The organism is Phytobacter sp. MRY16-398, assembly GCF_003925915.1.
Classification (GTDB): domain Bacteria; phylum Pseudomonadota; class Gammaproteobacteria; order Enterobacterales; family Enterobacteriaceae; genus Phytobacter; species Phytobacter diazotrophicus.
In genome coordinates, this window is record NZ_AP018756.1 from 389,475 (window position 1) to 409,051 (window position 19,577).

The window sequence follows — 19,577 nt, forward strand, 5'->3', positions numbered from 1 at the left end:
ATTACCATGCGTTCAGGGAAACCGATGCGGTAATCCTGAAAGCACGACATTGCTCACATTGCTTCCAGTATTTCTTAGCCAGCCGGGTGCTGGCTTTTTTTTTTAACTGCGTTTTCCCTCAGCCTTTTTGCTTGCGCCCTCCGTGGTGGTGTCGAGCACCAGCCCCACAACGTTCGTCTGCTCCTGTCGTGGGGCACGCAGTTCCGCCTGGCCTGTAAAGGTGCCGCCCTGTTTTATGCTCAGCGTGCGATAAACCAGCGTGCCGGTTAGCGTACCGTTTTCGGCAATATCTACTGCATCGCCCGTACACTGGCCTGTCACGGCGCCGTCGATAATCAATTGCTGGCAGTTAATGTTGCCTTCGACCCGTCCTTCACGCATGACGTTGACCAGACTCTCTTTCACGTCGATATCACCCCGTACGCTGCCGTAAACGTACACCGGGCTGGATGAAGCAATATTGCCTTCAAGATGAACATCACGGGCGATCACCGTAGATGTTTCCGTCTCGGCCTGGTGTTGATTAACGGTAGAAGGGGTGGCAGCTATCGCGCCGGGGTTTTCGCTGTTTTTATGTTTTTTGAACATGCCTGTTATGAATCCTCTCAGGATAAAAGCGCTAAAGGTGGCAAAGGCCAGCAGTCCTGCGTAACGCGCCAGCGAGGATGCGCCAACGCACCAGGCCAAAAGCGCAAACAGCCAGACCAGAAGGGTGAGGTTTAGCAGGAGATATTTTCTGTCCATGCATACTTCCCTGAGCCGCTTTCCATGGCAGCCAGCCCGATGCGTGGCTGACCCGTTATTGCGAGAAACATCCTGCTTTTCGCGGCACTTTTATCGGCAATTTGGTCAATGAGATCAAGACGTGTCAGAGGATTTTAAGAATGGAAGTGGTTGTTTATTCTGCTTTTATAATCACGGTAAATGCATCGTAAGTTCAGGATGATTTGGCTGTATGTCTTGTTCGTTGATGACAGTGGTTTTTATCGGTGGGCGTCTTGCGCTAAGGTTTAAGGCTGCGACGCTAAACAAGGACAGCATTATGACTCTGCATTGCGCATTTATCGGCTTTGGTAAAAGCACCACCCGCTACCACCTCCCTTACGTTCTGAATCGCAAAGATACCTGGCATGTGGCGCATATCTTTCGCCGCCATGCGAAACCGGAAGAACAGCATCCGCAGTATCAGCATATTCACTTCACCAGCGATCTTGATGAGGTGCTCAATGATCCGCAGGTCAGGCTGGTTATTGTTTGTACCCACGCGGACAGCCATTTTGAGTACGCGAAACGGGCGCTGGAAGCCGGGAAAAACGTGCTGGTAGAAAAGCCATTCACGCCAACGATTGCCGAAGCCGTCACCCTCTTTGAACTGGCAAAAAGCAAAGGCCTGACCGTCACGCCGTATCAGAATCGCCGCTTTGACACCTGTTTTTTGATGGCCAAAAAAGCCATTGAGAGCGGCAAGTTAGGTGAAATTGTTGAAGTGGAGAGCCACTTCGATTACTACCGCCCGGTTGCAGAAACGAAACCGGGCCTGCCGCAGGACGGATCCTTCTACGGGCTTGGCGTGCATACGATGGATCAAATTATTTCACTGTTTGGTCGCCCGGACCATGTGGCGTATGACATTCGTAGCCTGCGCAACAAGGCCAACCCGGATGACACCTTTGAAGCGCAGCTCTTTTATGGCGATCTGAAAGCCATCGTAAAAACCAGCTATCTGGTCAAAATCGACTATCCGAAGTTTATTGTCCACGGGACCAGAGGATCATTTATCAAGTACGGCATCGACCAGCAGGAGACCAGCCTGAAGGCCAATATCATGCCTGGTGAAGCGGGATTTGCGGCAGATGACAGTATCGGCGTGCTGGAGTATGTGAATGACGCGGGTGAAACGGTGCGTGAGGAGCTGAAACCGGAAATTGGTGACTATGGCCGGGTCTATGATGCGCTCTATGCCACGTTGATCACCGGGGCGGATAATTACGTCAAGGAATCTGATGTTCTGACCAACCTGGAGATCCTGGAGCGCGCCTTCGAACAGGCCTCTCCATCCACGGTAACCCTCGCAAAATAAGTGGTCTTAAGGTTACGAAAGTCGTTCATTTTTTTTGAACAGAGGAGTCAATTTTCACCCTCTATGATTGGTCAGCGATCGGGTCCACACTTACTCCATCGAAACGAACATGAGGGTGAAAACATGATTTATTTACGCAAAGCAAACGACCGTGGCCACGCAAATCATGGCTGGCTTGACTCCTGGCATACCTTTTCGTTTGCCAACTATTACGATGCAAACTTTATGGGTTTTTCTGCACTGCGCGTGATTAACGACGACGTGATCGATGCCGGGCAAGGGTTTGGCACCCATCCCCATAAAGATATGGAAATCCTGACGTATGTACTGCAAGGTGCGGTCGAGCATCAAGACAGCATGGGCAATAAAGAACAGGTTCCGGCGGGTGAGTTCCAGATCATGAGCGCTGGCACCGGCGTGCGGCACTCTGAGTACAACCCCAGCGCCACTGAACCGCTGCGTCTGTACCAGATCTGGATTATTCCAGAAGAAAATGGCATCACGCCGCGTTACGAACAACGCCGCTTTGATGCAACGCAGGGCCGCCAACTGGTGCTGTCGCCGGATGCTCGCGACGGTTCGCTGAAAGTGCATCAGGACATGGAGCTTTATCGCTGGGCGCTGTTGAAAGATGAGCAGTCTGTGTATCAGGTTTCTGCAGACCGCAAAATCTGGATTCAGGTGGTGAAAGGTGAGGTATCCATTAACGGCACGAAAGCGACCACCAGCGATGGCCTGGCCATCTGGGACGAGCAGGCTCTGTCCATTCATGCCGATAGCGACAGCGAAATTTTACTTTTCGACCTGCCGCCAGTTTGATCGGGCTTAAATAAATGACGCAACCTTCTGGTTAACACCAGAAGGTTGCGTGCTGTCCGTGATAAACTGGCCTGATGTTTCCCCGTTTATCAATTCAGGACGATGAAAAAGAAAAGACCCGTACTTCAGGATGTGGCCGATCGCGTTGGCGTGACCAAAATGACGGTCAGCCGATTTTTACGCAACCCGGAGCAAGTCTCCGTGGCGCTTCGGTCTAAAATAGCGGCTGCACTTGATGAACTGGGCTACATTCCGAATCGGGCTCCGGATATTCTCTCCAATGCCACCAGCCGTGCGGTTGGCGTGCTGCTTCCCTCTTTAACCAACCAGGTGTTCGCAGAAGTCCTGCGCGGCATCGAAAGCGTGACGGATGCGTTTGGCTATCAAACCATGCTGGCGCACTTCGGCTATAAGCCTGAGCTGGAAGAAGAGCGGCTTGAATCGATGCTGTCGTGGAATATTGACGGCCTTATCCTCACTGAACGTACCCATACGCCTCGCACGCTGAAAATGATTGAAGTGGCGGGTATCCCTGTTGTTGAACTGATGGACAGCAAGTCGCCTTGCCTGGACATCGCCGTTGGCTTCGACAACTTTGAAGCGGCGCGGCAGATGACGGCGGCCATTATTGAACGTGGTCATCGCCGGGTGGCCTACCTGGGCGCACGTCTCGACGAACGTACTATCATCAAACAGAAGGGGTATGAGCAGGCGATGCTTGATGCGGGTCTGACGCCATACAGCGTGATGGTAGAACAGTCCTCGTCCTATACCGCGGGCATTGAGCTTATGCGGCAGGCGCGTCGCGAATACTCGCAACTGGACGGAATTTTTTGCACCAACGATGACCTTGCGGTCGGCGCGGCGTTCGAATGCCAGCGTTTGGGGCTGAAAGTTCCTGATGATATGGCGATCGCCGGGTTCCACGGTCACGACATTGGCCAGGTAATGGAGCCGCGTCTGGCGAGCGTCCTTACGCCGCGTGAACGTATGGGACGTATTGGTGCAGAACGCCTGCTGGCGCGCATTCGTGGTGAATCTGTTACGCCAAAATTGTTAGATTTAGGTTTCACATTGTCACCGGGTGGATCTATTTAGTCTGACAAATTTGAAGTAGCTCACACTTATTCACTTCTGGCACGAATGGTTATTGCTTATCCATAACCCCGGCAGGACAATGTTACCGATAACTGTTACCCGTAACAATTCACTTTGTACCTGTGGGAGCTACGCTTTGAGCACGACTAACCATGATCACCACGTCTATGTCCTGATGGGCGTATCTGGCAGTGGTAAATCCGCTGTCGCCAGTGAAGTGGCGCATCAACTCCATGCCGCGTTTCTTGACGGCGACTTCCTTCATCCACGCGCCAACATCATGAAAATGGCCGCAGGCGAGCCGTTGAATGACGATGACCGTAAACCCTGGTTGCAGGCGCTCAACGATGCGGCCTTTGCAATGCAGCGCACCAACAAAGTGTCGCTGATTGTCTGTTCGGCGCTGAAAAAACGTTACCGCGACCTGCTGCGTGACGGCAACCCTAATCTCTCCTTTATCTACCTGAAAGGTGACTTCGATGTTATCGAAAGCCGCCTGAAAGCGCGTAAAGGCCACTTCTTTAAAACGCAAATGCTGGTGACCCAGTTTGAAGCCCTGGAAGAGCCGGGTGCGGATGAGCGCGACGTACTGATCGTTGACATTGACCAGCCCCTGGAAGGTGTTGTCGCCAGCACAATTGAAGTGATTAACAAATAAAGGCAGTTTGTTGTGAGTACATTGACGCTTGTTTTAACAGCAGTTGGCTCTGTGTTGCTGCTGCTGTTTTTAGTCATGAAAGCGCGTATGCACGCTTTCGTTGCTTTGATGGTGGTTTCTATTGGTGCAGGGCTTTTTTCCGGTATGCCGTTGATCAAGATTGCGGCGACCATGGAAAAAGGGATGGGCGGGACGCTGGGCTTCCTCGCCATCGTGGTGGCTTTAGGGGCGATGTTCGGCAAAATTCTGCATGAGACCGGCGCGGTCGATCAGATTGCCGTGAAGATGCTCAAATCTTTTGGTCACAATCGCGCGCATTTCGCGATTGGCCTGGCGGGGTTGATTTGCGCGCTGCCGCTGTTCTTTGAAGTGGCGGTGGTGTTGCTGATAAGCGTTGCCTTCTCTATGGCGCGCCATACCGGCACTAACCTTGTGAAGCTGGTGATTCCGCTGTTTGCGGGCGTGGCGGCAGCCGCAGCGTTTCTGCTGCCTGGGCCTGCGCCGATGCTGCTGGCTTCCCAGATGCACGCCGACTTTGGCTGGATGATCCTGATTGGGCTGTGCGCTGCCGTTCCTGGAATGCTGATCGCCGGGCCGCTGTGGGGCAACTTTATCAGCCGCTATGTCGCGCTGCATATCCCCGACGACATCACTGAGCCGCATCTGGGCGAGGGTAAAATGCCGTCATTCGGCTTTAGTCTGTCGCTGATTCTGCTGCCGCTGGTGCTGGTGGGGCTGAAAACTATCGCTGCACGTTTTGTGGCAGAGGGTTCGGACCTCTACAACTGGCTGGAGTTTATCGGTCACCCGTTCACCGCGATTCTGGTGGCTTGCCTGGTGGCAATCTACGGTCTGGCGATTCGCCAGGGCATGGCGAAAGACCGGGTCATGGAGATCTGCGGTCAGGCATTGCAGCCTGCCGGGATTATCCTGCTGGTGATTGGTGCGGGCGGTGTATTCAAGCAGGTGCTGGTAGATTCCGGTGTTGGCCCGGCGCTGGGCGAAGCGCTGACCGGTATGGGGCTGCCGATTGCCGTGACCTGTTTTGTGCTGGCAGCCGCCGTGCGCATTATTCAGGGGTCGGCGACCGTTGCCTGTTTGACGGCGGTGGGTCTGGTGATGCCGGTGATTGAGCAACTGCATTTTTCCGGTGCGCAACTGGCGGCCCTGTCGATTTGTATCGCGGGTGGTTCCATTGTGGTGAGCCATGTGAATGATGCGGGTTTCTGGTTGTTCGGTAAGTTTACCGGCGCCACCGAAGCGCAGACGCTGAAAACCTGGACGTTAATGGAAACGATTCTGGGCACCACAGGGGCGATTGTCGGGATGATTGCGTTTACGTTGTTGAGTTAAGAATTGCAGGGAGACGGTGCGGTCTGATGCCCTCACCCCGGCCCTCTCCCACGGGGAGAGGGAGCAAACACCAAAAAAGGCAACTTGCGTTGCCTTTTTGCTTTTATTCTGGTGCGGTCTGATGCCCTCACCCCGGCCCTCTCCCACGGGGAGAGGGAGCAAACACTAAAAAAGGCAACTTGCGTTGCCTTTTTGCTTTTATTCTGGTGCGGTCTGATGCCCTCACCCCGGCCCTCTCCCACGGGGAGAGGGAGCAAACACCAAAAACGGCAACTCAGGTTGCCGTTTTGCTTTTACCTCCGTTGCCGTTTTGCTTTTACCTAGCCCTTCATCCACAGGCGGATGCCGTCCAGGAACATCTGGGTTGCGAGCATCACCAGAACCAGCCCCATTAAACGCTCCAGCGCGTTCACCCCTTTCTCGCCGAGCAAACGCAGGAACAGCGATGATTGCAGCAAGATCGCCACGGTTCCGCCCCAAGCTATCAACAGGGCAATCACCAGATGGCCCATCTGATTAGGGTACTGGTGTGAAAGCAGCATCAGGGTGGCAAGCAGCGTTGGCCCGGCCACCAGCGGAACCGCCAGCGGTACGATAAACGGTTCTTCACCCGCCGGCAGCCCCATGCTGCTGCCGGACTCGCTGGGGAAAATCATCTTAATGGCGATCAGAAACAGGATGATGCCGCCGGAAATCGAGACCGTTTCGGCGCGTAGGTTGAGAAACGCCAGAATATTTTCGCCCGCGAAGAGGAAAACCAGCATCAGCACCAGTGCGATGAGCAGCTCGCGAATCATGATTTTTCGGCGGCGCTTCGGCTCAGTATGCTTGAGTACTGACATAAATATCGGCAGGTTCCCGAGAGGGTCCATAATCAGGATCAACAACACTGCCACCGAAATGATTTCGCTCATTATCAATTACCCATTTTGCCGCTGATTAGCGGTATTTCTGATGGCTTGCCCATCATTGATTAATTTCACTTGCGACTTTGCGTGCATTTTGTAAGGTGGACTATTAGCGCCAGTTGGATACTGGCTCGCACTAACAGCACACACCTTCGCAGGAAATACGCTATGAAAAATGTTGGTTTTATCGGTTGGCGCGGAATGGTCGGCTCCGTACTCATGCAACGCATGGTAGAAGAGCGCGACTTCGACGCCATTCGCCCGGTCTTCTTTTCAACTTCCCAGCTTGGTCAGGCAGCCCCGACGTTCGGCGGTAAGTCTACCGGTACGTTGCAGGACGCATTCGATCTGGAAGCGCTGAAGGCCCTCGACATCATTGTCACCTGCCAGGGCGGCGATTATACCAACGAAATTTATCCAAAGCTTCGTGAAAGCGGCTGGCAGGGTTACTGGATCGATGCTGCCTCTTCTCTGCGTATGAAAGATGACGCCATCATCATTCTTGACCCGGTGAACCAGGCTGTCATCACCGACGGTCTGAACAAAGGCATCAAAACCTTCGTTGGCGGCAACTGTACTGTCAGCCTGATGCTGATGTCACTGGGCGGTCTGTTCTCCAATGATCTGGTTGAATGGGTTTCTGTGGCGACGTATCAGGCGGCTTCCGGCGGCGGTGCGCGTCATATGCGTGAACTGCTGGCGCAAATGGGGCAACTGCACGGCCTCGTGGCTGCTGAACTGGCAGATCCGGCGTCTGCCATCCTCGATATCGAACGCAAAGTCACCCAGCTTTCCCGCAGCGGCGAACTGCCTGTCGACAACTTCGGCGTGCCGTTGGCAGGCAGCCTGATTCCGTGGATCGACAAACAGCTCGATAACGGCCAAAGCCGCGAAGAGTGGAAAGGCCAGGCTGAAACCAACAAGATTTTGGGCACAACCACCACGATTCCGGTTGATGGCCTGTGTGTCCGCGTTGGCGCACTGCGCTGCCACAGCCAGGCATTTACCATTAAATTGAAAAAAGATGTGTCTATCCCGACCATCGAAGAACTGCTGGCGGCCCATAACCCATGGGCGAAAGTGGTGCCGAACGACCGTGAAATCACCATGCGCGAACTGACGCCTGCGGCGGTAACCGGCACGCTGACGACCCCTGTTGGGCGTCTGCGTAAGCTGAATATGGGGTCAGACTTCCTCTCCGCATTCACCGTAGGGGACCAGCTCCTGTGGGGCGCAGCGGAGCCGCTACGCCGCATACTACGCCAACTGGCGTAATCAAAAATTTATTTAAAAAGGGGTGCTTGTCACCCCTTTTTTTTGCGTATTAACGGAGTGTACGCAGATGTTGATATTTTTCTCGGGAGTCAGATAAAGCGTTGGCTATGCTTTAAGTGGGGTGTTTACGCATCTTGCCTGAAGGTGGGACGGAGCAGAGAGGATGCACATTATGTGCTTGCGCCGTTCAGGTCAAAAAGAATGTCACAGCTGGGCGTATAACCTTGCCGGGAAGGTGTGACAGAGACAACAAGGATTAAACCATGTCTGTTTTTGTAGATAGAGACGTGATTAATGCGCTAATTGAAGGCCATTTTGCAGACCCCTTTTCCGTACTCGGCATGCACCAGACGGAAGCCGGGCTGGAAGTTCGCGCATTATTACCTGATGCGACCGAGGTCTGGGTAATCGAACCCAAAACCGGGCGCAAAGTGGGCAATCTGGATTGCCTTGATTCACGTGGTTTCTTTAGTGGCGTTATGCCGCGCCGCAAAAACCCCTTTCGATACCAGTTAGCCGTTATCTGGCATGGCCAGCAAAATCTTATCGACGATCCTTACCGCTTTGGTCCATTGATTCAGGATATGGACGCCTGGCTGCTTTCCGAAGGTACCCACCTCAGGCCTTACGAAACGCTGGGCGCACATGCCGATACGATGGACGGCGTGACCGGGACTCGCTTCTCTGTCTGGGCGCCAAACGCCCGCCGTGTTTCCGTGGTCGGGCAATTCAATTACTGGGATGGTCGCCGCCATCCGATGCGCCTGCGTCGTGAAAGCGGTATCTGGGAGCTTTTCATTCCGGGGGCGCACAACGGCCAGCTCTATAAGTTTGAGATGATTGATGCGCATGGCAATCTGCGGATCAAATCTGACCCGTATGCCTTTGAAGCCCAGATGCGCCCGGAAACGGCCTCCATGATTTGCGATCTGCCGGAAAAGGTAGAGCAGACAGAGGCGCGTAAAAAGGCCAACGAGTTTGATGCGCCCATCTCCATCTATGAGGTGCATTTGGGGTCATGGCGTCGCCACACGGACAATAATTTCTGGCTGAGCTACCGCGAGCTGGCGGACCAACTGGTGCCGTATGCAAAATGGATGGGGTTCACCCATCTGGAGCTGCTGCCTGTTAATGAGCACCCGTTTGACGGAAGCTGGGGCTATCAGCCGACGGGTCTCTATGCCCCGACGCGCCGCTTTGGCACCCGCGACGATTTTATCTACTTTATCAAAGCGGCCCACGCTGCCGGGTTGAACGTGATTCTGGACTGGGTGCCCGGTCATTTCCCGTCCGATGACTTTGGCCTGGCCGAGTTTGACGGAACCGCGCTCTATGAACACAGCGATCCGCGTGAAGGTTACCATCAGGACTGGAATACCCTGATTTATAACTACGGTCGCCGCGAAGTCAGCAACTATCTGGTGGGCAATGCACTCTATTGGGTTGAGCGCTTTGGTATCGACGCTCTGCGCGTGGACGCGGTCGCCTCCATGATTTACCGCGATTACAGCCGTAAACAAGGCGAGTGGATCCCCAACGAATTTGGTGGTCGGGAAAACCTTGAGGCCATCGAATTTTTGCGTAGCACCAACCGTATCCTTGGCGAGCAGGTTCCTGGCGCAGTGAGTATGGCAGAAGAGTCCACCGACTTTGCCGGCGTCTCGCGTCCGCCATCACTGGGCGGCCTGGGTTTCTGGTACAAGTGGAACCTCGGCTGGATGCACGACACCCTGGATTACATGAAGCTCGATCCGGTCTATCGCAAACACCATCACGACAAACTCACCTTCGGCATGCTCTACAACTACACGGAAAATTTCGTGTTGCCGCTCTCCCATGACGAAGTGGTACACGGCAAGAAATCCATTCTTGACCGTATGCCCGGCGATGCGTGGCAGAAGTTTGCCAACCTGCGCGCGTACTACGCCTGGATGTGGGCCTTCCCCGGTAAAAAACTGCTGTTTATGGGTAACGAGTTTGCGCAAGGGCGTGAGTGGAACCATGACAGTAGCCTCGACTGGCATCTGCTTGAAGGGGGCGATAACTGGCACCACGGCGTGCAGCGTCTGGTGCGGGATATGAACCACGTCTACCGTCATCACAAAGCGTTGCATGAGCTGGATTTTGATCCGTATGGCTTTGAATGGCTGGTGGTGGATGACCATGAGAACTCGGTGTTTGTCTTTGTACGTCGCGATAAAGCCGGCAACGAGATCATTGTCGTCAGCAATTTCACACCGGTTCCGCGTCATAACTACCGCTTTGGTATCAACCAGCCAGGGCGCTGGCGTGAAGAGCTGAACACGGACTCGATGCACTACCACGGCAGCAATGCCGGCAATGGCGGTGGTGTACAGAGTGATGAGATCCCGGTGAACGGCAGGGCGCACTCTCTCTCTGTGACGATCCCGCCGCTGGCAACTGTCTGGTTTGTGCGGGAGGGGTGATGACCAAACTGACCGCAGGCAACGCGACGCCACTTGGGGCCCATGTAGAGAGAAATGGCGTGAATTTCACGCTATTTTCAGCACATGCGGAGCGAGTCGAACTGTGCATTTTTGATGACGAAGGCAACGAACAACGTTATGACTTGCCCGCCCGCAGCGGCGATGTCTGGCACGGTTTCCTGGCAGATGCGCGGCCTGGTACGCGTTATGGCTATCGCGTACACGGTCCGTGGGAACCGGGGCAGGGGCATCGCTTTAACCCGGCGAAGTTACTGCTCGATCCCTGTGCGCGCCGTGTCGACGGTGACGTGAAAGACAGCCCATTGTTGCACGGCGGCTATGACGCTCCTGATCCGCATGACAGCGCGGCAATCGCGCCGAAAAGCGTGGTCGTGGATGACGCGTTTTACTGGGGGAATGATGCCGCGCCACGCACGCCATGGGGCAATACGGTCATCTATGAAGCCCATGTCAAAGGATTGACCTGGCTGCACCCGGATTTGCCAGAAGAGATCCGCGGTACCTATAAAGCCCTTGGTCATCCGGTCATGATCAACCACTTCAAGACGCTGGGTATCACCGCGCTGGAACTGATGCCGGTGTCGCATTTTATCAGCGAGCCGCGTCTGCAACGGCTGGGGTTAAGCAACTACTGGGGCTATAACCCGTTGGCGCTGTTTGCACTTGACCCGCGTTATGCCACCTCTCCTGAGTTAGCCATCAATGAGTTTCGTGAGGCAGTTAAGTCCCTGCATCAAAACGGTATTGAAGTCATCCTTGATATTGTGCTTAACCACAGCGCTGAAATTGACCTGCATGGTCCGACGCTCTCCCTGCGCGGAATTGATAACCGTAGCTATTATTGGATAAGGGGCGACGGTGATTATGAAAACTGGACCGGTTGCGGTAACACCCTGAATTTGAACAACCCAAGCGGCGTGGCCTATGCCCTGGCCTGTCTGAAATATTGGGTTGAGACGTTCCATATCGACGGCTTTCGCTTTGATTTGGCAACGGTTATGGGGCGCACGCCGGGATTCAGCCAGCAGGCGCCCTTGTTCGAGGCAATTAAAAACTGTCCGTTACTCTCACAGGTGAAGCTTATTGCGGAGCCGTGGGACATTGGCGAAGGCGGTTACCAGGTGGGTAATTTCCCGCCCTTATTTGCCGAATGGAATGATCATTTTCGTGATGCTGCCCGCCGCTTCTGGCTGGAGCAGTCACTCTCGCCTGGGGAATTTGCCGGGCGTTTTGCCGCATCCAGCGATATGTTCCGTCGCGAAGGGCGTCTGCCCCACGCGTCGGTCAATCTGGTGACGGCGCATGACGGGTTTACGTTGCGTGACTGCGTGAGTTTCAACCATAAGCATAACGAAGCGAATGGCGAGGAAAATCGCGACGGTACTAACAATAACCACAGTAATAATCATGGTATAGAAGGGTTAAGTAGCAGTCTTGACGTGACAGAAAGGAGGCGAGCAAGCGTCCATGCCCTGTTAACAACACTGCTACTTTCCCAGGGAACACCAATGTTGTTGGCCGGTGACGAACATGGTCATAGCCAGCACGGTAATAACAACGCTTACTGTCAGGACAATGCGTTGACCTGGCTTGACTGGCAAAACGCAAACAGTGGGCTAATGGCATTTACCGCCGCGTTGATTCACCTTCGCCAGCGCATTCCCGCCTTAACCCGGGATGCATGGTGGGAAGAGGGCGATGGCAACGTGCGTTGGCTTAATCAGGAAGCGCAACCTCTCAGCGTTGCGGAGTGGCAAAGCGGTGTCCACCGCCTGCAAATCCTGCTGTCCGATCGTGTACTGCTGGCGATTAACGGCACGCATGACGTTGCTGAGATTGTGCTACCAGAAGGGGAATGGCGTGCTGTTCCTCCGTTTGCCGGTGAGGATAATCCGGTAGTGATGGCTGTCTGGCATGGGCCCGCGCACGGAGTGTGCGTCTTTGAAAGGTCATAAAAAAGGAGTTAGTCATGGTTAGATTAGATAAGAACGATCCCTTAATGTTAGCGCGCCAGCTGCCATTAAAATCTGTAGCCCTGATACTTGCGGGAGGGCGCGGGACCCGCCTTAAAGATTTGACAAAAAAACGCGCCAAACCCGCGGTTCACTTCGGCGGTAAGTTCCGTATTATCGATTTCGCATTATCCAACTGCATTAACTCCGGTATTCGTCGTATTGGTGTGATCACGCAGTATCAATCCCACACGCTGGTGCAGCATATTCAGCGTGGCTGGTCCTTCTTCAACGAAGAGATGAACGAATTTGTCGATCTGCTACCTGCGCAGCAGCGTGTGCATGGTGAGAGCTGGTATCGCGGCACCGCCGATGCGGTCACGCAGAACCTCGACATCATTCGCCGCTATGGTGCGGAGTACATCGTCATTCTGGCCGGTGACCATATCTATAAGCAGGACTATTCACGCATGCTTATTGATCATGTCGAAAAAGGTGCGCGTTGCACCGTGGCCTGTCTGCCGGTGCCCATCGAAGAGGCAAGCGCGTTTGGCGTTATGGCTGTGGATGAAAACGACAAAGTTATCGAGTTCGTTGAAAAACCCGCCAGCCCGCCTTCTATGCCCAATGACAGCACGAAATCGCTCGCCAGCATGGGGATATATGTTTTCGATGCTGAGTACCTTTACGAGTTGCTTGAACAAGACGACAAGAATGAAAACTCCAGTCACGATTTCGGCAAAGATATCATCCCGCTGATAACCAAGTCTGGCATGGCTTATGCACATCCCTTCCCATTATCCTGTGTGCATTCGGACCCTGACTCAGAACCCTACTGGCGTGACGTAGGAACCCTCGAAGCGTACTGGAAAGCAAACCTCGATCTCGCATCAGTTGTACCTGAACTGGACATGTATGACCGTAACTGGCCAATACGTACCTATAATGAATCTTTACCACCGGCGAAATTTGTTCAGGACAGATCGGGAAGTCACGGTATGACACTGAACTCACTGGTTTCTGGTGGATGTGTGATATCCGGATCGGTAGTGGTGCAATCGGTATTGTTCTCACGGGTACGTGTGAATTCGTTCTGCAATATCGACTCTGCTGTTCTTTTACCGGAGGTCTGGGTCGGCCGTTCCTGTCGCTTGCGGCGTTGCGTTATTGACCGGGCCTGTGTCATCCCGGAAGGGACGATCATTGGTGAAAACGCAGAAGAGGACGCCCGTCGGTTCTACCGCTCCGAAGAGGGCATTGTACTGGTGACGCGCGAAATGCTGCGTAAATTGCAACAAGAGTAACAGCATCGAGATAACCTTGCGCGGAAGGGGTCCGCGCGCTGTTTTTCCCGCTAGCGCCCGCTAAGTGTTAGCGGTTTTGACAGGAGCGATAATGCAGGTTTTACATGTATGTTCTGAGATGTTTCCGTTGCTGAAGACCGGTGGTCTGGCTGATGTTATTGGCGCATTGCCTGCGGCGCAAATTGCCGATGGCGTTGATACGCGCGTTTTGCTGCCTGCATTCCCGGATGTTCGTCGCGGCGTGACTGATGCTCAAGTGGTCTCGCGGCGGGATACATTTGCTGGTCGTATTTCATTGCTGTTCGGACATTTCAACGGGGTGGGGATCTACTTAATTGATGCGCCGCATCTTTACGATCGTCCCGGGAGCCCGTATCACGATACCAATCTTTTTGCTTATACCGATAACGTTCTGCGTTTTGCCTTGCTTGGCTGGGTCGGCGCAGAGATGGCCAGCGGGCTGGACCCGTTCTGGCGGCCCGATATCGTCCATGCCCACGACTGGCATGCAGGGCTGGCGCCCGCTTATCTGGCGGCGAAGGGGAGACCGGCGAAGTCTGTGTTCACGGTACATAACCTGGCTTATCAGGGGATGTATTACGCGCAACATATGAGTGAAATACAGTTGCCATCGTCGTTCTTTAATATGCATGGGCTGGAATTCAACGGACAGATCTCTTTCCTGAAAGCCGGTCTCTATTACGCCGATCATATTACGGCGGTCAGCCCGACCTACGCTCGCGAAATTACCGAGCCGCAGTTTGCCTACGGCATGGAGGGGCTGCTGCGTCAGCGGCAAGTTGAAGGGCGCCTGTCCGGTATTCTGAACGGCGTGGATGAAAAAATTTGGGATCCGGCAACAGACCTGCTGCTTTCATCGCGTTATACGCGGGATACGCTGGAGGAAAAAGCGGAGAACAAACGCCAGCTACAGATCGCCATGGGGCTGAAAGTGAACGACAAAGCGCCGCTTTTTGCGGTAGTGAGTCGCTTAACCAGCCAGAAAGGATTGGATTTGGTGCTGGAGGCATTACCCGGTTTGCTGGAGCAAGGCGGGCAACTGGCGCTACTTGGCGCGGGCGATCCGGTTCTGCAGGAAGGTTTCCTTGCGGCGGCGGCGGAGCATCCAGGGCAAGTCGGCGTGCAAATTGGGTATCACGAGGCGTTTTCACATCGCATTATGGGCGGGGCGGATGTCATCCTGGTTCCGAGCCGTTTTGAGCCGTGTGGGTTAACGCAACTTTATGGATTGAAGTACGGCACGTTGCCGTTAGTTCGTCGCACGGGCGGGCTGGCGGATACCGTGACCGATAGCTCATTGGAGAATTTGGCAGATGGAATCGCCAGTGGTTTTGTATTTGAAGACAGTAATGCCTGGTCGCTGCTTCGCGCGATTCGGCGTGCTTTCGTGTTGTGGTCCCGTCCCTCTCTCTGGCGTTTTGTTCAGCGCCAGGCGATGGGCATGGATTTTAGCTGGCAGGTCGCCGCGCAATCCTATCGCGATCTTTACTATCGGTTGAAATAGTTTTCCAGGAATCACTTGTATGAATGCACCTTTTACATATGCATCACCCACACTGAGCATCGAAGCGTTAAAACATTCGATCGCCTACAAGCTGATGTTTACCATTGGTAAAGATCCGGTCATCGCCAACAAACATGAGTGGCTGAACGCCACGCTGTTTGCGGTGCGTGACCGCCTGGTAGAACGCTGGTTACGTTCCAACCGTGCACAGCTCTCTCAGGAAATGCGCCAGGTTTACTACCTGTCGATGGAGTTTTTGATTGGCCGCACCCTTTCCAACGCCTTGTTGTCATTAGGTATTTATGACGATGTCAAAAACGCTCTGGAAGAGATGGGGCTGGATCTGGAAGAGCTGATTGACGAAGAAAACGACCCAGGATTGGGTAACGGGGGGTTAGGGCGTCTTGCGGCCTGCTTCCTGGATTCTCTGGCAACGCTGGCGCTGCCTGGACGCGGTTATGGTATTCGCTACGACTACGGCATGTTCAAGCAGAACATTGTTGATGGCCGGCAAAAAGAGTCTCCGGATTACTGGCTGGAATACGGTAACCCATGGGAATTCAAACGCCATAACACCCGCTACAAAGTGCGTTTTGGCGGGCGCGTGCAGCAGGAAGGCAAAAAGTCTAACTGGCTGGAGACCGAAGAGATTTTGGCCGTGGCCTACGATCAAATTATTCCTGGTTACGATACCGACGCGACCAACACCCTGCGGTTGTGGAATGCGCAGGCGAGTAGCGAAATCAACCTGGGTAAATTTAACCAGGGTGACTATTTTGCGGCGGTGGAAGATAAAAACCACTCCGAAAACGTATCTCGCGTGCTCTATCCGGATGACTCGACCTATTCTGGCCGGGAGTTGCGCCTGCGTCAGGAGTACTTCCTGGTGTCGGCAACCGTTCAGGATATTTTGAGCCGCCATTACCAGCTCCACAAAACCTACGCCAATCTGGCGGAGAAAACCGCGATTCACCTGAACGATACCCACCCGGTATTGTCGATCCCTGAATTGATGCGTCTGCTGATTGATGAGCATAAATTCTCATGGGATGAAGCGTTCGAGGTGACCTGCCAGGTGTTCTCCTACACCAACCACACGCTGATGAGCGAAGCGCTGGAAACCTGGCCGATTGATATGCTCGGTAAGATCCTGCCGCGCCACCTGCAAATTATCTTTGAAATTAATGACTACTTCCTGAAAACCATTCAGGAACAGTACCCTAACGATATTGGCCTGCTGAGTCGTGTGTCGATTATCGATGAATCGAACGGGCGTCGCGTGCGCATGGCGTGGTTGGCCGTGGTGGTGAGCCATAAAGTGAATGGCGTGTCTGAATTGCACTCCAACCTGATGGTGCAGTCCCTGTTTGCCGATTTCGCCAACATTTTCCCGATGCGCTTTACAAACGTGACCAACGGTGTCACACCGCGTCGCTGGCTGGCGCTGGCGAACCCGCCGTTGTCAGGCGTGCTGGATGAGAATATTGGCCGTACCTGGCGTACCGATCTGAGCCAGCTCAGCGAGCTGGAACAGCATATCGACTACCCGACGGTGAACCAGGCGATTCGCCATGCCAAGCTGGAGAACAAAAAGCGTCTGGCGGCGGTAATAGGCCAGCAGCTTAATGTGGTGGTCAACCCGAAAGCGCTCTTCGATGTGCAGATCAAACGTATCCACGAATATAAGCGTCAGTTGATGAATGTGCTGCACGTGATCACCCGCTACAACCGTATCAAAGCAGATCCGACCGCAGAGTGGGTACCACGCGTCAATATCTTCGCCGGTAAAGCGGCGTCGGCGTACTACATGGCGAAGCACATCATTCACCTTATCAATGATGTGGCGGCGGTGATCAATAACGATCCGCAGATTGGCGATAAGCTGAAAGTGGTCTTTATTCCCAACTACAGCGTAAGTCTCGCGCAGGTGATCATTCCGGCGGCGGATCTTTCTGAGCAGATCTCGCTGGCTGGGACGGAAGCGTCCGGCACCAGTAACATGAAGTTTGCCCTCAATGGCGCGTTGACCATCGGTACGCTGGACGGTGCGAACGTAGAAATGCTTGAGCATGTGGGGGCGGATAACATCTTCATTTTTGGTAATACCGCCGAAGAAGTTGAAGAGCTGCGCCGTAAAGGCTATTCACCGCGTGAATACTACGAAAAAGATGAGGAGCTGCATCAGGTACTGACGCAAATTGCGACCGGCCTGTTCAGCCCGAATGAGCCAGGTCGTTATCGCGATCTCGTGGATTCGCTGATTAACTTTGGCGACCATTATCAGGTACTGGCCGATTTCCGCAGCTACGTTGACTGTCAGGACAAAGTAGACGAGCTCTATCGTAACCCGGAAGAGTGGACCATGAAGGCGATGCACAACATCGCTAATATGGGCTACTTCTCATCTGACCGAACGATTCAGGAGTATGCCGAGCAGATCTGGCATATCGATCCGGTACGCCTGTAAGTCACCTTCGTTTTCGCCATAAATATCTCACGGAGCCCCAGGGCTCCGTTTTTTTTCAGAATATGCAGGGGGATGAGCTGCCAGGCCGCGCCTTTATAATTGGCCGACAAACAAGGATGAGGTGGCAGGATATGGGATTCGGATGGTGGGTAAGATCGCTTTTATTGATGTTTATTGGCGTTCCGTTGTTAGCACATGGCGCGGCGGCGGCGTGTCTATTTGTCCAGGAGTTACTCAAAAAAGCGCTTATTGCGCTGGATCTTTCACGCTCATTTGCGAACGGTGATATCGCCACATGTGTGTTTTACGCATTGGGTGGCGTCATGATGTTTCTTATGGGTTGGCTGTGGGCGCGCTTTACCCAACCGAAAGAGAACAATGCCTTACGCCAGAGTTTGTTACTGCTGCCTGCGCTGCTCGTATTGCTGTGCTGGATAGTCATTATGCAGCGGTCTGGCCTGGGCTTTAGCAGCCGCTGGTTTGGGATAATGTTTAAACTCGGTCTACCCTGGATGGGCATTAACCTTATTGCGCTGTTAACCGGCTGGTTTTGGGCGATGGTGATTATCCCGGTGGGTACCCAGGCCTGCTTTACCCTCGGCTGTTACTGGCGTCATCGCTACGCGCCCGATTCTCGCGCCTCGCTTTGCTTGCGAAATCTGCTGGTGTTAGCGCTGATTATATTGAGTCTGGTGGCCTGCTGGCAGGCGGCGTTACGACAGAAGAAATTCCCTCGGGTAACAAGTGAGCATGCCGTCAGTGAATCTCTTGATCGCTGGGATTATTACCCTGACAGGCCCAATAACAAACTCACGGCGTTGCGCGGTGCCGCTCCTTTTACCTTCGCGGACAAACACCCACGCCTTGATGGTGCGACCGCAGCCTACCCGCTATACGCCTCGGCCTTCTTTGCGCTGAACCGTTTCCCGGACGACATGACCTCTTATGGTATTCAGGCCTGCTGCCTGTCCCTGTCACGCACGCCAGACGCCTATAAAAATATTATTGCCGATAAAGCCGATATCATCTTTGTCGCCCAACCTTCTGAGGGGCAGAAAAAGCGGGCACAGGCGGCGAACTTCAATCTGACCTACACGCCGTTTGCTCGTGAAGCCTTTGTGTTCATTACACATGCCGATAACCCTGTCGACAGTCTGACTCAGCAGCAGGTGCGCGACATTTTCAGTGGCAAAACGACACGCTGGAGCGACGTGGGCGGTGACGCGCGTGATATCGAAGTCTGGCAACGGCCGGAAGATTCCGGAAGTCAGTCCACGATGCTGGCGAAAGTGATGAAAGAGATGCCCATGCTGCCGCCAAAAGAGACTGAAGTGGCGAGGGGAATGGGGGGCGTGATCCGTAAAGTGGCTGAGTACCAAAACAGCAAAGGGGCAATAGGTTACACCTTCCGCTACTATGCCACGAAGATGAATGCCAATGCGGGCATCAAGTTATTAGCCATCGATGGCGTCGCGCCGACGAAAGAGAACATTCGTAACGAGACATACCCTTTCGTTGTGGATGTTTACATGGTGACGCGTGAAAACCCAACGGCGGAAACGCAAAAGCTGGTGGCGTGGTTTTTAAGCCCGCAGGGGCAGGCGCTGGTGGAGGATGTGGGGTACGTGCCGTTGCACAGTCCGGCAAACTAGCATCCTAAAAGAACCCCG

Annotated in this window: 14 protein-coding genes; 12 read left to right on the forward strand and 2 right to left on the reverse strand. The window is 53.8% G+C overall.

Annotation, left to right across the window (positions count from 1 at the left end):
• Nucleotides 1-102: 102 nt before the first annotated feature.
• The gene (locus MRY16398_RS01795; RefSeq protein ID WP_107223571.1) at nucleotides 103-744 is read right to left on the reverse strand and encodes a bactofilin family protein; all 642 of its coding nucleotides are present in this window, start codon (nucleotides 742-744) and stop codon (nucleotides 103-105) included.
• Nucleotides 745-1,042: 298 nt separating this feature from the next.
• On the opposite strand from MRY16398_RS01795, the gene MRY16398_RS01800 reads away from it, so the two are divergent.
• The 5 genes from MRY16398_RS01800 to gntU all read left to right on the forward strand — a co-directional run bounded on the left by MRY16398_RS01800 (nucleotide 1,043) and on the right by gntU (nucleotide 6,008).
• A complete protein-coding gene (locus MRY16398_RS01800; RefSeq protein WP_125123771.1) occupies nucleotides 1,043-2,080 on the forward strand; it encodes an oxidoreductase in 1,038 nt (345 codons plus the stop codon).
• 123 nt (nucleotides 2,081-2,203) lie between these two features.
• Nucleotides 2,204-2,899 (forward strand): pirin family protein, encoded by a 696-nt coding sequence (locus MRY16398_RS01805; protein ID WP_041851351.1) that lies wholly within the window; start codon nucleotides 2,204-2,206, stop codon nucleotides 2,897-2,899.
• Nucleotides 2,900-3,001: 102 nt separating this feature from the next.
• On the forward strand, nucleotides 3,002-3,997 hold the full coding sequence (gene gntR, locus MRY16398_RS01810) for a gluconate operon transcriptional repressor GntR (protein WP_041851352.1): 996 nt from the start codon (nucleotides 3,002-3,004) through the stop codon (nucleotides 3,995-3,997).
• 136 nt (nucleotides 3,998-4,133) lie between these two features.
• Nucleotides 4,134-4,655 carry a gluconokinase gene (gntK, locus tag MRY16398_RS01815; RefSeq protein WP_064572416.1) on the forward strand — a complete coding sequence of 174 codons (522 nt, stop codon included), beginning with the start codon at nucleotides 4,134-4,136 and terminating at the stop codon, nucleotides 4,653-4,655.
• A 12-nt stretch (nucleotides 4,656-4,667) separates the two neighbouring features.
• On the forward strand, nucleotides 4,668-6,008 hold the full coding sequence (gntU, locus tag MRY16398_RS01820) for a gluconate transporter (RefSeq protein ID WP_041851354.1): 1,341 nt from the start codon (nucleotides 4,668-4,670) through the stop codon (nucleotides 6,006-6,008).
• A gap of 320 nt (nucleotides 6,009-6,328) precedes the next feature.
• On the opposite strand, the gene MRY16398_RS01825 is transcribed toward gntU, so the two are convergent.
• Nucleotides 6,329-6,922 carry a YhgN family NAAT transporter gene (locus MRY16398_RS01825; RefSeq protein ID WP_041851355.1) on the reverse strand — a complete coding sequence of 198 codons (594 nt, stop codon included), beginning with the start codon at nucleotides 6,920-6,922 and terminating at the stop codon, nucleotides 6,329-6,331.
• A 162-nt stretch (nucleotides 6,923-7,084) separates the two neighbouring features.
• Here MRY16398_RS01825 and asd point away from each other — a divergent pair, with 162 nt between their 5' ends.
• The 7 genes from asd (at nucleotide 7,085) to MRY16398_RS01860 (ending at nucleotide 19,559) form a co-directional block, all read left to right on the forward strand.
• Nucleotides 7,085-8,191, forward strand: a complete 1,107-nt coding sequence (gene asd / locus MRY16398_RS01830; RefSeq protein WP_041851356.1) for an aspartate-semialdehyde dehydrogenase — start codon at nucleotides 7,085-7,087, stop codon at nucleotides 8,189-8,191.
• A gap of 263 nt (nucleotides 8,192-8,454) precedes the next feature.
• Nucleotides 8,455-10,638 (forward strand): 1,4-alpha-glucan branching enzyme, encoded by a 2,184-nt coding sequence (gene glgB / locus MRY16398_RS01835; protein WP_041851357.1) that lies wholly within the window; start codon nucleotides 8,455-8,457, stop codon nucleotides 10,636-10,638.
• Nucleotides 10,638-12,614: a glycogen debranching protein GlgX gene (glgX, locus tag MRY16398_RS01840; protein WP_125123772.1), complete on the forward strand. Its 1,977-nt coding sequence runs from the start codon at nucleotides 10,638-10,640 to the stop codon at nucleotides 12,612-12,614. Before glgB ends, glgX begins: the two co-directional genes overlap by 1 nt.
• Before the next feature lie 14 nt (nucleotides 12,615-12,628).
• The gene (gene glgC, locus MRY16398_RS01845; protein ID WP_041851359.1) at nucleotides 12,629-13,915 is read left to right on the forward strand and encodes a glucose-1-phosphate adenylyltransferase; all 1,287 of its coding nucleotides are present in this window, start codon (nucleotides 12,629-12,631) and stop codon (nucleotides 13,913-13,915) included.
• Between the two features lie 91 nt (nucleotides 13,916-14,006).
• Entirely contained in the window at nucleotides 14,007-15,440 is a 1,434-nt protein-coding gene (gene glgA, locus MRY16398_RS01850; RefSeq protein ID WP_041851360.1) for a glycogen synthase GlgA, read from the forward strand.
• 19 nt (nucleotides 15,441-15,459) lie between these two features.
• Entirely contained in the window at nucleotides 15,460-17,907 is a 2,448-nt protein-coding gene (glgP, locus tag MRY16398_RS01855; protein WP_041851361.1) for a glycogen phosphorylase, read from the forward strand.
• A gap of 131 nt (nucleotides 17,908-18,038) precedes the next feature.
• Nucleotides 18,039-19,559: a PstS family phosphate ABC transporter substrate-binding protein gene (locus MRY16398_RS01860; RefSeq protein ID WP_125123773.1), complete on the forward strand. Its 1,521-nt coding sequence runs from the start codon at nucleotides 18,039-18,041 to the stop codon at nucleotides 19,557-19,559.
• Nucleotides 19,560-19,577 lie beyond the last annotated feature (18 nt).